At 69.6% G+C, this 13,412-nt stretch carries 13 protein-coding genes; 8 read left to right on the top strand and 5 right to left on the bottom strand.

Translation table 11 applies throughout. The annotated features are described in order from the left end of the window. Positions 1-178: 178 nt before the first annotated feature. From GV790_RS23635 to GV790_RS23625, 3 genes are all read right to left on the bottom strand, one after another. Positions 179-637 (bottom strand): AMP-binding protein, encoded by a 459-nt coding sequence (locus GV790_RS23635; protein ID WP_163816185.1) that lies wholly within the window; start codon positions 635-637, stop codon positions 179-181. Positions 638-781: 144 nt separating this feature from the next. Continuing rightward, on the bottom strand, positions 782-1,843 hold the full coding sequence (locus tag GV790_RS23630) for an ABC transporter substrate-binding protein (protein WP_256673487.1): 1,062 nt from the start codon (positions 1,841-1,843) through the stop codon (positions 782-784). A gap of 54 nt (positions 1,844-1,897) precedes the next feature. Continuing rightward, positions 1,898-2,701, bottom strand: a complete 804-nt coding sequence (locus GV790_RS23625; RefSeq protein ID WP_163816183.1) for a VOC family protein — start codon at positions 2,699-2,701, stop codon at positions 1,898-1,900. A 298-nt stretch (positions 2,702-2,999) separates the two neighbouring features. Between GV790_RS23625 and ctaD the strand changes: the two genes are divergently transcribed. The 8 genes from ctaD to GV790_RS23585 all read left to right on the top strand — a co-directional run bounded on the left by ctaD (position 3,000) and on the right by GV790_RS23585 (position 11,919). Next, positions 3,000-4,739 (top strand): aa3-type cytochrome oxidase subunit I, encoded by a 1,740-nt coding sequence (gene ctaD / locus GV790_RS23620; RefSeq protein ID WP_138447082.1) that lies wholly within the window; start codon positions 3,000-3,002, stop codon positions 4,737-4,739. 150 nt (positions 4,740-4,889) lie between these two features. After that, positions 4,890-6,107, top strand: coding sequence for a phosphoserine phosphatase SerB (gene serB, locus GV790_RS23615; RefSeq protein ID WP_163816181.1), 1,218 nt, complete (start codon positions 4,890-4,892; stop codon positions 6,105-6,107). A 4-nt stretch (positions 6,108-6,111) separates the two neighbouring features. Then, the gene (locus GV790_RS23610) at positions 6,112-6,921 is read left to right on the top strand and encodes a peptidyl-tRNA hydrolase (RefSeq protein WP_175585987.1); all 810 of its coding nucleotides are present in this window, start codon (positions 6,112-6,114) and stop codon (positions 6,919-6,921) included. Between the two features lie 66 nt (positions 6,922-6,987). Then, positions 6,988-7,821, top strand: a complete 834-nt coding sequence (locus tag GV790_RS23605) for an ABC transporter ATP-binding protein (RefSeq protein ID WP_163816179.1) — start codon at positions 6,988-6,990, stop codon at positions 7,819-7,821. 59 nt (positions 7,822-7,880) lie between these two features. Next, positions 7,881-8,690, top strand: coding sequence for an NUDIX hydrolase (locus tag GV790_RS23600; RefSeq protein WP_163816177.1), 810 nt, complete (start codon positions 7,881-7,883; stop codon positions 8,688-8,690). A gap of 33 nt (positions 8,691-8,723) precedes the next feature. Next, the gene (locus GV790_RS23595; protein WP_163816175.1) at positions 8,724-9,500 is read left to right on the top strand and encodes an enoyl-CoA hydratase-related protein; all 777 of its coding nucleotides are present in this window, start codon (positions 8,724-8,726) and stop codon (positions 9,498-9,500) included. A gap of 71 nt (positions 9,501-9,571) precedes the next feature. Beyond that, positions 9,572-10,549 (top strand): class I SAM-dependent methyltransferase, encoded by a 978-nt coding sequence (locus GV790_RS23590; protein WP_014352264.1) that lies wholly within the window; start codon positions 9,572-9,574, stop codon positions 10,547-10,549. Positions 10,550-10,635: 86 nt separating this feature from the next. After that, positions 10,636-11,919, top strand: coding sequence for a THUMP-like domain-containing protein (locus GV790_RS23585; RefSeq protein ID WP_375139420.1), 1,284 nt, complete (start codon positions 10,636-10,638; stop codon positions 11,917-11,919). A 107-nt stretch (positions 11,920-12,026) separates the two neighbouring features. Here the strand turns inward: GV790_RS23585 and GV790_RS23580 are convergent, their stop codons facing one another. After that, complete coding sequence (locus tag GV790_RS23580) at positions 12,027-12,575, bottom strand: DUF1697 domain-containing protein (RefSeq protein ID WP_163816171.1); 549 nt, start codon at positions 12,573-12,575, stop codon at positions 12,027-12,029. An 82-nt stretch (positions 12,576-12,657) separates the two neighbouring features. Continuing rightward, positions 12,658-13,407 (bottom strand): acyltransferase, encoded by a 750-nt coding sequence (locus GV790_RS23575; protein WP_163816169.1) that lies wholly within the window; start codon positions 13,405-13,407, stop codon positions 12,658-12,660. Positions 13,408-13,412 lie beyond the last annotated feature (5 nt).

The following is a 13,412-nucleotide window of genomic DNA, read 5'->3' as shown; positions in this document are numbered from 1 at the left end:
TAGCCGACCGAGGCATTCGCCCCCGAGCTACCCCGGTGGTGGTAGTACTCGCCGCGCAGCAACAACACGGCAAGTCCAGTGTGAACCGGCGCGCGCCGCGCCGTGGGCGTATCGGCCACACTGCGCGCCCGCGATTTTCCGGGCCGGGCCGCGCCGCGCGACGAGCAGAAAACGCCGATCAGGCCGAGCGTGCGATGACCGCGAAATCCGCCTCGGTCAGCGGGCCGTCCGAGCCGGCCAGGTAGCGCCGCAACGTCGACCGGTCATCGAGCACCAGCCAGCTGATCCGATCGTCGAGCTGCGGACGTTCCTGCTTGGTGGTGACACCGATACCGGTGCCGAAGGCGGTGGACTCGCCCTCCTGCATCGTCATCGGGATCGCGCCGATCTTGACGACGGCGCGTTCGGCGACCACGGCCTCCACCGGCTCGTCGACGGCGATCGCCACGCGGATCCCCGGGCCCGCGCCGATCTCGAGCAGCAGCCTGGCCAGTCGGTTCGACCAGCTGTCCAGCTCGGCATAGGACAGCGAGACATCCGCGGCGTCCAGCACGACCGCCTGCGGGTCGACGGCGGCGGGCCGGGCCGTCGGCAGCACGGTGACGTTGCCGGTGTGCGATTCGACTGGAGTGTGCATGGTGTCCCCTCGGAGGAATGGAAGGCGCTGTTGGTTGTCTTCCACTCTCGCCGTCACGGGGCCGCGGCCCCAGCACCCCAAGGCGCGGGCTCACACCCTCTCAGGGTGGTGGTTTGCCCACCAAGGGTGGCCCCGGCCGGGGCATCAGTCGTTGACGTAGGCGTTGAGGGTGTTGCGCAGATCGGTGAGCACGGCGCGGGCCGCGGTCAGGCCCTTGGTGTGCCAGATGGTGTCGTCCACCGCGAACACCCGCCGGTCGGTGGCGGCGCCGAGCGCCTTCCACTCATCCGAACGCAGCACCGTCTCGCCGTGTTCGCGGCCTTCGGGGCCGGCGAACATGACGTAGATCAGATCGCCTTCCACCGGCGTCAGCTCGGATTCGTCGACGTCGAACGAGCCCGCGCGCTGGGCGGTCGGACGATGGGCGCCGAGGGCCGCGAGCACCTGCGCGGGCATGGTCTCGTTGCCGAGCACCCTGGTGCCGTCGCCGGTGAAGCGGACGAGGGAGGCCTGAGTGAGATTGGCGGCCACGGCGTTTCCGGCGTCGGCCGCCTCGGTGCGGAAGTTCGCCAGCGCCGTCTCCGCCGCCGCGGACCGTCCCATTGCCGCGGCGAGGGAGGTGAACTGGTGCTGCCAGTCGCCCGTGTCACCGATCAGCACCGTCGGCGCGATCCCCGACAGCGCACCGAAATCGGCGCCGGCCGCGGGCAGGTCACCGATGATGAGATCGGGGTGCAGGGCCGCGATCAGGGCGGGGTCCGGCGCGGCGACGGTGCCGACGCCGGGGATCTCGGAGATGCCGGTGCCCAGGTAGCTCGGCTGCGGGCGCGGGCCATCGACGGTGGCGGCGCCGACCACCCGCTCCCACAGGCCCACCGCACACACCGCGTCCAGCGCCGCGGTACTGAGCACCACGATGCGCTGCGGGTCGGCGGGCACCTCGGTGACGCCGAACGGGTGGGTGACGGTGCGGGTGGCGCCGGCGGCCGGATCGGGCGCGGTGGGCAGGCTGCACGCGTGCGCGGTATCGCGCTCGAGCCCCACCACACCCGCACCGGCGATATTGGTGGTGGTGCGGATGATCGAGGCCGAATCATCGGCGGGCGTCGCGCAACCCGCGCCGAGCATCGCGGCGCAGCCGACGACGACGGCACCCATGATCGTGCGGATTCGGGTGCGTGCATGACCCATCGCGCTCACCGGCATGCCGGTGAGGGTACATGCGCGCACCCTCGATCCGCAGGTGAGGTCGGCCGGTGCTCAGCCCTTGTCGCCGCCGAGGCTGAATCGCGCACCGTTCGGGTCGACGAGAGTGGCCAGCCGCCCGTACGGGGTGTCCTCGGCGGGCGCGGTCACCGTCGCACCCAGCCGCACCGCCTTCGCGACGGTGGCGTCGACGTCGTCGGCGCCGAAATACACCGACCATCCGCCCGGTGACCCCTCCGGCAGGAAACTCGAACCGTCCATCACGCCACCGAGCATGGGGCTGGTGGAATGCAGCGTGCTGTAGCGGAACTCCGGGGTGTCGGAGATCGGGAACAGGTCGTCCCAGCCGAAGACGGTCCGATAGAACTCGACCGAGCCGGCGAAATCGCGGGTGGTGAGTTCGAACCAGGAGGGGGCGCCGTGATGATCGCTCCACTGCCCGCCCTCGACCAGCCCGGCGGTCTCGAAACCGCCGAAGGTGCCCGCCTGCCAGATGCCGACCCCCGCGCCGCTGGAATCGCCGAGGATCGCCATCGAGCCGAGATCGCCGACCGCCATCGGCGCCACCACGATCTGCCCGCCGTGCGCGACGGCGGCCCTCGCGGTCGCCTCGGCGTCCTCGACGGCCAGGTAGACCGTCCACTGATCCGGGCTGTCGGGATCATCGGGCATCCGGCCCATCCCGCCGCCGACGGCCTTACCGTCGGTGCGGAAGGTGAGATAGCCGCCGAAATCGTCATCGCGTTCGGCGGTCCAGCCGAACAGTTCCCCGTAGAAGGCGATCGTGCGATCGGGGTCGGAGCTGTAGACATCGACCCAGCAGGGATCGCCGGGCCGGTGCGCTGCGTTCTGTGCCATCTGCGCTCTCCTCGGTGTTCGCACCGCCGCCGGGATCAGCGGCGATGTCCATCGATAGAGACGACGCGGTCGAGCCGGACTCATCGGTCCGCGCCGCGCCGACACACCGGGCCAGGGCAGCGGAAACGGGTGTCGAGGGGCCGCGAATACGACACAGAGTAGGACCCGCTCGGTCGCCTGCGGCAGCACGGTTTACGATTCGAAGAGCGCAAGCTAACCGTCGTGTGCCCGGGCGCCACCGGACACATGCTGACAGTGGAGCCTGCGGAGCGACCTAAAGGCACCTTCAGGAGGATCAGTGACTGCCGTAGAGCCCCAGCCAGTCCCTCAATTAGAAGCGACTAGGCCTTTTCCGGCGCGGACCGGTCCCAAGGGGTCGTTCATCTACAAGATGGTCACCACGACCGACCCGAAGGTCCTCGGCGTCATGTACCTGACGACCTCGATGGTCTTCTTCCTCATCGGCGGCCTGATGGCGCTGATGATGCGTGGCGAGCTGGCGCGCCCGGGTCTGCAGTTCCTCTCGCCCGAGCAGTTCAACCAGCTGTTCACCATGCACGGCACGATCATGCTGCTGTTCTATGCGACCGCGATCGTGTTCGGCTTCGCCAACATCATCCTGCCGCTGCAGATCGGCGCCCCCGACGTCGCCTTCCCGCGACTGAACGCCTTCAGCTACTGGCTGTACGCGTTCGGCGCCACCATGGCGACCGCGGGCTTCATCACCCCCGGCGGCGCGGCCGACTTCGGCTGGACGGCCTACGTCCCGCTGACCGACATCCTGCACTCCCCGGGCGTCGGCACCGACCTGTGGATCCTGGGCCTCGCGGTCTCGGGTCTCGGCACCATCCTCGGTGGTGTCAACATGCTCACCACCGTGGTCTGCCTGCGTGCGCCCGGTATGACCATGTTCCGGATGCCGATCTTCACCTGGAACATCGCCGTCACCAGCGTCCTGGTCCTGCTCGCCTTCCCGCTGCTGACCGCCGCCCTGTTCGGCCTGGCCTACGACCGCCACCTGGGTGGCCACATCTACGACCCGGCCACCGGCGGCATCCTGCTCTACCAGCACCTGTTCTGGTTCTTCGGCCACCCCGAGGTGTACATCATCGCGCTGCCGTTCTTCGGCATCGTCTCCGAGATCTTCCCGGTCTTCAGCCGTAAGCCGATCTTCGGTTACACCACCCTGGTCTACGCCACCCTCGGCATCGCCGCCCTGTCCATCGCGGTGTGGGCGCACCACATGTACGCCACCGGCGCGGTGCTGCTGCCGTACTTCTCGTTCATGACCTTCCTGATCGCGGTCCCGACCGGTGTGAAGTTCTTCAACTGGATCGGCACCATGTGGAAGGGGCAGCTGACCTTCGAATCGCCGATGCTGTTCTCCATCGGCTTCATCGTCACCTTCCTCTTCGGTGGTCTGTCCGGTGTCATCCTGGCCAGCCCGCCGCTGGACTTCCACGTCACCGACTCCTACTTCGTGGTCGCGCACTTCCACTACGTGCTCTTCGGCACCATCGTGTTCGCCACCTACGCCGGCATCTACTTCTGGTTCCCCAAGATGACCGGCCGCATGATGGACGAGCGGCTGGCCAAGTGGCACTTCTGGACCACCTTCATCGGCTTCCACACCACCTTCCTGGTGCAGCACTGGCTGGGTGCGGAGGGTATGCCGCGCCGTTACGCCGACTACCTGCCCAGCGACGGCTTCACCACGCTGAACACGGTCTCCACCATCGGCGCGTTCGTGCTGGGCGCCTCGATGCTGCCGTTCCTGTGGAACGTCTTCAAGAGCTACCGTTACGGCGAGGTCGTCACCGTGGACGATCCGTGGGGCTACGGCAACTCGCTGGAGTGGGCCACCACCTGCCCGCCGCCGCGGCACAACTTCTACGAGCTGCCGCGGATCCGGTCCGAGCGTCCGGCCTTCGAGCTGCACTACCCGCACATGGTCGAGCGGATGCGGGCCGAGGCCCACGTCGGCTGGGGTTCGGGCAAGCATGCCACCGAGGTGCATGAAGGCGCCCTGACCAAGTAGCGGAAGACAGCATTCGACGATGAGTGTGCACTCGCCGGGGTGACCAGCGGGTGCATGCGCAGCAGACAATTCGTAGTTGCGGCGTCGGCGGCCCCCCGGGGTATCCGTTGTACGCCGCTTCTGCGTTTCACACAGACTGGAGCGCAGGTTTTGGCAGACACCACAGTTCTCGTCACCGTCACCGGTCCCGACCGGCCGGGCGTGACGTCGGTGCTACTCACGGCGATGTCGCGCCATCAGGTCAGCCTGCTGGATGTGGAGCAGGTCGTCATCCGGGGCCGTCTGACCCTCGGGGTGCTGGTGACCTGCCCGAACGATCCCGAAGAACTGCAGGACGAGCTCGAAGAGGCGATGAACACCGTCGGCATGCACGTCGACGTCGACATCGATGCCGAGCCGGCCCGCGCGCCGGTGCCCACCCACGCTGTGGTGATCCTCGGCGCACCCGTCACCGCCCGTGCCTTCAGCGCCGTCTCCCGTCAGCTCGCCGCGCTCGGCGCCAATATCGATGCCATCCGCGGTGTCGCCGACTACCCGGTGACCGGCATGGAGCTGATGGTCAGCGCCACCGACCCCGGCGAGGACACCGATTCCCGGCTGCGCACCGCACTGGCCGACGTCGCGGTGGCCGAGCAGGTCGACGTGGCGGTGGAGCGGGCCGGACTGGCGCGCCGGGCCAAGCGGCTCATCGTCTTCGACGTCGACTCCACGCTGATCCAGGGCGAGGTGATCGAGATGCTGGCCGCGCACGCCGGCGTCGAGGACGAGGTCCGCCGGGTCACCGAATCGGCCATGCGCGGCGAGATCGATTTCGGTGAATCGCTGCGCCAGCGGGTGGCGACCCTCGAGGGGCTGGACGAGTCGGTGATCGAGGAGGTCGCCGAACGGATCGAGCTCACCCCCGGCGCCCGCACCACCATCCGCACCCTGCGCAGGCTCGGCTTCCGCTGCGGGGTGGTCTCCGGCGGTTTCCGCCAGGTGATCGAACCGCTGGCGCACGATCTGGAATTGGATTTCGTGCAGGCCAACACGCTCGAGATCGTCGACGGCAAGCTCACCGGACGGGTGGTCGGCGATATCGTCGACCGGGCCGCCAAGGCCACCGCCCTGCGCAAATTCGCCGCCGAGGCCGGGGTGCCGATGGAGCAGACCGTCGCGGTGGGCGACGGCGCCAACGACATCGACATGCTCAACGCCGCCGGACTCGGTGTCGCCTTCAACGCCAAGCCGGCGTTGCGCGAGATCGCCGACGCCGCGCTGTCGCACCCCTACCTGGATGCGGTGCTGTTCATCCTCGGCGTCACCAGGGACGAGGTGGAGGCGGCCGACGCCATGGACGGACTGCTGCGCCGGGTACCGCTGGGCTGAGCCGATGACCGATACGCCGCAGCAGGCCGCCCCGGTCGAGGAGATCGAGGACACCGCGCCCGCCGAACCACGCCCGACCGACGGTGATTTCGCCGCAAGGCACGCCGAGCTCGCCGCGGGCTACGGCGGTGCGGGCGACCCCGACGATCCGGCGCTGGTGCAGGCCATGCAGATGGTGCTGTACCTGCCCAAAACCGACCCGCCCGCCCGCAGCGCGCTGCTGGCGGCCGCGGCGGCGTCCGCCGTGGCGCTGTGCCTGGATCCGCGCGTCGGCCCCGGCGGGGAATGGGCCGACCGATACCTGGCGTGGAAACGGTCCCGGATCCGCAAGGTCGCCAGGCGTGCGCGCGGGGCGCAGTGGGCCGCGGCGAACGAGGTCGACGGCGTCACCGTGGATCTCGGTGGCGCACAGGCCCGCGCGCTCGTCCCCGGCCCGGTCGGCGCGATCGACCCGCGGATCAGGAAGCTGCAGATCGGCGGCACCGACCTCGACCATGACGACCCGGGCCTGCCGGATCCCGAACTGCCCGTGCTGTGGGTGAATTCGGCCCTCGGCATGACCCTCGGCAAGGCCGCGGCACAGGTGGGGCACGCGAGCATGCTGCTCGCCGGTGCGCTGCCCGAGCGTGCCGCGCTGGCCTGGGCCGAGCGTGAGTTCGCCTGCGCGGTGCGCGAATCGGATCCCGAGCACTGGGCCGAGCTGAGCCGCGCGGTGCACGCGGGCACGGCCGTCGCGGTGCGCGATGCCGGATTCACCGAAGTGGCACCGGGTTCGATCACGGTCATCGCCACACCCGGCCTGCTCACTCGCTGAATCGCCCGGTATCTGTCACCGCCGGTACGCGGCCCGGTCGTACGCGCGCGTGGCTTTTGAGCCAAGATGGAGCGCGTGCCGCAACCGGATCCCGATCTGCTCATCGATTTCACCGACGTCACCATCCGCCGCTCGGGCCATACCCTCGTCGGCCCGGTCACCTGGCAGGTGGAGCTCGACGAACGCTGGGTCGTGCTCGGCCCCAACGGCGCGGGCAAGACCTCGCTGCTGCGGATGGCCGCCGCTGAAGTGCATCCCACCTCGGGCATCGCGCATCTGCTCGGCGAGGTGCTCGGCAAGGTCGACGTCAGCGAACTGCGCCCGCGCATCGGTCTGTCCTCGGCCGCGGTAGCGGGCCGGGTGCCGCGCGAGGAGAAGGTCAGCGATCTGGTGGTCTCGGCCGGCTACGCGGTGCTCGGCCGTTGGCGCGAACGCTACGACGACGTCGACACCGACCGCGCCATCGACATGCTGGAAAGCCTCGGTGCCGAGCACCTGGCCGACCGCACCTACGGCACCCTCTCCGAGGGGGAGCGCAAACGCGTGCTGATCGCCCGTGCGCTGATGACCGACCCGGAGCTGCTGCTGCTCGACGAACCCGCCGCCGGCCTGGATCTCGGCGGCCGCGAGGAACTGGTCGAGCGCCTGGGCGACCTGGCCGCCGATCCGGACGCACCGGCCATCGTGCTGGTCACCCACCACGTGGAGGAGATCCCACCGGGGTTCACCCACGGGCTGCTGCTCAACGAGGGCTCCGTCGTCGCCCAGGGGCTGCTGACGGATGTGCTGACGGCGGAGAACCTCAGCGAGGCCTTCAGTCAGTCCATCGCGCTCGATCGAGTCGACGGACGATACTTCGCGCGCCGGGCGCGCCGCTTCGGCAAACACCGTTCTCGCTGAGTGGTCGGAACCCCACGCCGTCGGCGTGCCCGTTCCCAAGCGAGCGTTAGGGTGCAGGAATGAGTGATGTGGTGCTGCCCAAGGATGCTTCGACGGTGATGCTGGTGCGCGACGGGGCCACCGGCCCCGAGGTGTTCCTCCAGCGCCGGGTCGGAGCCATGGCCTTCGCCGCGGGCATGACCGTCTTCCCCGGCGGCGGCGTCGACGCCTCCGACGCGACCGCCGACATCGCCTGGGCCGGGCCGGAACCGGCCTGGTGGGCCGTGCGTTTCCGCACCACCGAACCGCGTGCCCAGGCCCTGGTCTGTGCCGCCGTGCGGGAAACCTTCGAAGAGTGCGGAGTGCTGCTGGCCGGCCCGGCCGCCGACCAGGTGGTCGCCGATACCACCGGCTATCGCGAGGCCAGGGGCAAGCTGGAGCGGCGTGAGCTGTCGCTGGCGCAGTTCCTGGTCGAGGAGAAGCTGGTGCTGCGCGCCGATCTGCTGCGCCCGTGGGCCAACTGGATCACCCCCGAGGTCGAGAAGCGTCGCTACGACACCCGATTCTTCGTCGCCGTGCTGCCCGAAGGCCAGCGCGCCGACGGCGCGACCTCCGAGGCCGACGAGGTCCAGTGGCGCACCCCCGCCGAAGCGCTGGACCGCTGGCGGGCCGGTGCCGACATCCTGCTGCCGCCCACCTGGGCTCAGCTGGACGCGCTGTCCGGCTATGCCTCCACCGCCGAGATCCTGGCCGCCGAGCGCGCCATCGACCCGATCGAACCGGTGTTCAGTGCCGCCGAGGGCAGGAAGGCGCTCAGCTTCCCGGACTGCGCCCGGTACTTCGACGACCTTCCCGATCAGCGCAAGCTGCAGGGCTCCACGCGCGAATGAGAGATCCGGCGCGCACCCGGTAGGTTGCCAGCCATGGCCGAATTCGTGACCGTGGACGAGCTGGACGGCGAGACCGAACGCCGGGTGGCGGTACTGCGTATCGCCCGTGCGCCGATGAACCTGCTGAACATCCAGGTGGTGCGGGAGCTGGCCGCCGCGGCGCATGCGGTCGGCGTGGATCCGCGCATCGGCGCGGTGGTGGTCTACGGTGACGAACGCGTCTTCTGCGCCGGCGACGATCTCGCCGAACTGGCCGCGCTCTCCGCCGAGCAGGCCGGCGCCGTGGCCGCCGATCTGCAGCACGCGCTCGGCTGCCTGGCCCGGCTTCCGCAGCCGACGGTGGCCGCGATCAGCGGCTACGCGCTCGGTTCCGGCCTGGAACTCGCCCTCGGCGCCGACCGCCGCGTCATCGGCGACAACGTCAAGCTCGGGCTGCCGCAGATCAAGGCGGGCCTGATCCCGCTGGCAGGCATCCGCAGGCTCACCGCGCTCATCGGGCCGGGCGCCGCCAAGGATCTGGTGTACACCGGCCGCTTCGTGGAACCGGACGAGGCACGCGCCCTCGGACTGGTCGACGAGGTCGTGGCACCCGATGACGTCTACACCGCGGCAGTGGGTTGGGCGCGTGGTTTCCTCGACGGCCCGGCCCGCGCATTGGCGGCCGCGAAAGCGGTCTTCGAGGCGGGCCCGCACGGCCACGATCGGGCCCGAATCGCGTGGTCGGAGCTGTTCGGCACGGAAGATCGCCTGATAGGAACACGTTCTTATTTGGCCGACGGGCCCGGCTCGGCGGAGTTCGTCGGACGCTGACCCGCCGCCGCGCGCGCGATCCCACCCACTGGTATGAGACGACCTACAGCGAGGGTTTAGGCTAGGCCACCATGACGGTACGCCACGACGACCCCGCGCCGAACCCGCATGCCACCGAGGCCGAGGTCGAAGCCGCGCTCAAGGACACCAAACTCGCCCAGGTCCTCTACCACGACTGGGAAGCCGAGACCTACGACGACAAGTGGTCGATCTCCTATGACGAACGGTGTATCGAGTACGCGCGCGGCCGCTTCGACGCGGCGGTCGGGCCGGTGGCGCTGCCCTACGGCCGGGCGCTGGAACTCGGTTGCGGCACCGGCTTCTTCCTGCTGAACCTGATGCAGGCCGGGGTGGCCAAGAGCGGTTCGGTGACCGACCTGTCGCCGGGCATGGTGAAGGTCGCCCTGCGCAACGCGCAGAACCTCGGCCTGGACGTGGACGGCCGCGTCGCCGACGCCGAAACCATCCCCTACGAGGACAACACCTTCGACCTGGTGGTCGGCCACGCCGTGCTGCACCACATCCCGGATGTCGAACTCGCGCTGAAGGAATGCCTGCGCGTGCTCAAGCCGGGCGGGCGCCTGGTCTTCGCCGGCGAGCCCACCACCGCCGGCAATTTCTACGCGCGCTGGCTCGGGCGGATCACCTGGGGCGCCACCACCAACCTCACCAAGCTGCCCGGTCTGGCGAGCTGGCGCCGTCCGCAGGAGGAACTGGACGAGTCCTCGCGCGCCGCCGCCCTCGAGGCCGTCGTCGACCTGCACACCTTCACCCCCGATCAGCTCGAGGCGATGGCCCGCTCGGCCGGCGCGGTCGAGGTCGCCGCGCACACCGAGGAGTTCGCCGCGGCGCTGTGGGGTTGGCCGGTGCGCACCTTCGAGGCCGCCGTGCCCGCCGAAAAGCTCACCTGGCGCTACCGGATGGCGATGTACAAGGCGTGGCTGGGCCTGAGCTGGGTCGACGAGAACGTCATGCGCCGGGTGGTGCCGCGCCAGTTCTTCTACAACGCCATGATCACCGGTGTGAAGCCGGGCGCCCCGGGCCAGTAGTGGGCTACGGCTTCAGCCACGAGGACGTCGTCTTCCTGGCCGGTGCGGCGGGCGCCGCCGCACTGGCCGACGTGGACCGGCTGGAGCTGACCCCGTCGACGCACCTGCGCGATCTGGAGCGGGTGCGCCGCGACCATGGCGACCGGGCGGCGGCACTGATCGAGACCGTGCGGCTACGCCGCCGGGCCGCCGCCAAACTCGCCGACGCGGGGGAGTGGCTGTTCACCGACGACGCGCTCCAGCAGGCCACGCCAACAGTGGTGGCGCGGCACCGGGCGGCCCGGCTCGCCGGTCGCGCCGTCCACGATGTGACCTGCTCGATCGGCGCGGAACTGGCCGAGCTGGCGCGGGTGTGCCCGGCCGTGATCGGCAGCGACCTGGACGACGTTCGCCTCGCGATGGCGCGGCACAATCTAGGCCGATCGGCGCTGTCGCTGGCGCGGCGGCCGGCCCGAACGATTCGCATTATCGGCACGACGGCTGCTGTCGACGAGCCGGCCGACTATGCATCGACCGGTTCGGTGTCGTCCGACGACGCGTCCGCCGGGGTTGTCGTGCCGGAGCGGATCGCACCTGCTCGGCGGCCCGGCGACGACGCGGTAACCGCCCGAAATGTGCTGCTGGTCAAGGCGGATGCATTGGTCCCGTGTACACGGGACATTGTGATCATCGCTGATCCAGCGCGCCGAGCCGACGGCAGGCGAACGCACGATCCGGCGAAACTCCAACCACCGCTGCCGAATCTCCTCGCCGCCTATCCCGGTCGTGATCTGGCCGTGAAATGCGCCCCCGGACTGGATTTCGATAGCCTCGACTGGACCGGAGAGATCGAGGTCGTGTCCCTCGACGGTTCGGTGCGGGAAGCCTGCCTGTGGTCGCCCGGACTGACCGACTCCGGCGTCACCCGCCGTGCGACGGTGCTGTCGTCGACTGGCCGGGCCACCATCCTGACCGACGCCGAGCCCGACGACATCCCCGAGCGCGCCCCCGGCGAATGGATCATCGACCCCGACGGCGCCATCGTCCGCGCCGGCCTGGTCCGCCAGTACGCGGCGAGACACGGTCTCTGGCAGCTGGACCCGCGTATCGCCTACCTCACCGGCGACCGGGTGCCCGAGGGCGTGCGCGGCTTCCGGGTGCTCGACCAGCTGGATTTCCGCGAGAAGTCGTTGCGCTCCGAGCTGCGCCGACGGGACTGCGGCGCGCTGGAGATCCTGGTGCGCGGCGTCGACGTCGACCCGGACCAGCTGCGCCGCCGCCTGAAACCGACCGGCTCCCAGCCCTTCACGCTCGTGATCACGCGCATCGGCCGCCACGCCACCGTGTTCCTGTGTGAGGCCGTAGCTGCCGCTCGGCCCGACTCCGGATAGCTCTGCCCGACCGCCGCCGAGGACGCCAGGCACATGATCGATCTCGGGCGCGACCCGGAAGCCTGCCGCGCTACGCCTCGCTGCGTGATCGCGCGCAGCCCGGGTGCTCAGGTGATCGCTTCCATCTTCTTCACCACCCGCTGCACCGTCAGCCAGGTGCGCGTGGTGATGTCCTTGCCGTAGGTGCGCTCCAGCCAGGCCATGAAATCGGGAGTCCTCGGCGTGCTGTTGTCGACGACGAACAGGAAGACCCGGGCGGCGGGGTCGTAGCCGACCACGCGGGTGAGTGGATCGGGATCGTCGGGCAGCTCGATCGGCTCGTTGCTGGTGCTCTTCAGGAAGGTGGCGGTCAGGTAGGTGCCGCGCCCATGGGTCAGTCCCTCGAACGGGTCGGAGTCCAGCAGCGTGCGCAGCTCGTCGTAGTCGCGGATGATGGTGCCGCCCGGGATGCCCAGTTCCCGGTTGAGTGCCCGCTGGATCCGGTCCTCCAGCTCGGCCGGATCGGCCTCGCCGGTGCGGAAGACGATATTGCCGCTCGACAGCACCGAGGCGACCGCCTCGAAGCCGAGCCCGGTGAACACGCCTCTGAGCTTGTCGTTGGTCATGTTCGGGTTCATCGGGGCGATCCCGCGCAACAGCGCCGCGTACCTCGTCATGGGGCAGACCGTAATGGATCGCGCCGACAACCGGGCGTTACCGCAGCCGTGATCGGGCCCGTGCGGGCGGCGGGCCCGCCGCTCACGCCTGAGCCGGGGCGCCGTTCTTCTTGCGTTCGATGTCCTCGAGCGCGGCGAGGTAGGCCGCGCGCTGTTCGGCACCGGACTCCCAGGCCGCCTTGCGGTTCTTGACCACCTTGGCCGGTGCGCCGACGGCAATGGAGTAGTCGGGGATCTCGCCCTTGACCACGGCGTGCGCGCCGAGCACGCAGCCACGGCCGACGCGGGTCTCGCGCAGCACCGTCACCTTGGCCGCGATCCAGGTGTCCGGGCCGATGCGGACCGGGCTCTTCACGATGCCCTGATCCTTGATCGGCATGGTGATGTCGTCCATCTTGTGGTCGAAGTCGCAGATGTAGCACCAGTCCGCGACCAGCGTCGACTCACCGATCTCGATATCGAGGTAGGTGTTGACGACGTTGTCCTTGCCGAAGACCACCTTGTCGCCGATGCGCAGCGAACCCTCGTGGCAGCGGATGGCATTGCCGTCGCCGATGTGCACCCAGCGGCCGATCTCCATCCGGCCCAGCTCCGGGGTCGCGTGGATCTCCACCCGCCGGCCGAGGAACACCATGCCGCGCAACACGATATGCGGGTTGGTCAGCCGGAACTTGAACAGCCGGTAGTAGCGCACCAGGTACCACGGCGTGTAGGCACGGTTGGCGATCACCCAGCGCAGCGACGCCATGGTGAGAAAGCGTGCCTGCTGCGGATCGCGGCGCCGCGATCCCCGCCACCGTGAACGCAACGGTGCGCCCCACATGCTCGTCACGAACT

The organism is Nocardia cyriacigeorgica, assembly GCF_010858045.1.
Taxonomy (GTDB): Bacteria; Actinomycetota; Actinomycetes; order Mycobacteriales; family Mycobacteriaceae; genus Nocardia; species Nocardia cyriacigeorgica_E.
The sequence above is the reverse complement of the archived record's forward strand: the minus strand, read 5'-3'. Positions and strand labels throughout refer to the sequence as shown.

Bases quoted from the DNA above. Each gene is read 5' to 3' on its own strand.
- GV790_RS23635 (WP_163816185.1), bottom strand. From the start codon at position 637: ATGCACACTCCAGTCGAATCGCACACCGGCAACGTCACCGTGCTGCCG.
- GV790_RS23630 (WP_256673487.1), bottom strand. From the start codon at position 1,843: ATGCCGGTGAGCGCGATGGGTCATGCACGCACCCGAATCCGCACGATC.
- GV790_RS23625 (WP_163816183.1), bottom strand. From the start codon at position 2,701: ATGGCACAGAACGCAGCGCACCGGCCCGGCGATCCCTGCTGGGTCGAT.
- GV790_RS23610 (WP_175585987.1), top strand. From the start codon at position 6,112: ATGACCGATACGCCGCAGCAGGCCGCCCCGGTCGAGGAGATCGAGGAC.
- GV790_RS23605 (WP_163816179.1), top strand. From the start codon at position 6,988: ATGGAGCGCGTGCCGCAACCGGATCCCGATCTGCTCATCGATTTCACC.
- GV790_RS23600 (WP_163816177.1), top strand. From the start codon at position 7,881: ATGAGTGATGTGGTGCTGCCCAAGGATGCTTCGACGGTGATGCTGGTG.
- GV790_RS23595 (WP_163816175.1), top strand. From the start codon at position 8,724: ATGGCCGAATTCGTGACCGTGGACGAGCTGGACGGCGAGACCGAACGC.
- GV790_RS23590 (WP_014352264.1), top strand. From the start codon at position 9,572: ATGACGGTACGCCACGACGACCCCGCGCCGAACCCGCATGCCACCGAG.
- GV790_RS23580 (WP_163816171.1), bottom strand. From the start codon at position 12,575: ATGACGAGGTACGCGGCGCTGTTGCGCGGGATCGCCCCGATGAACCCG.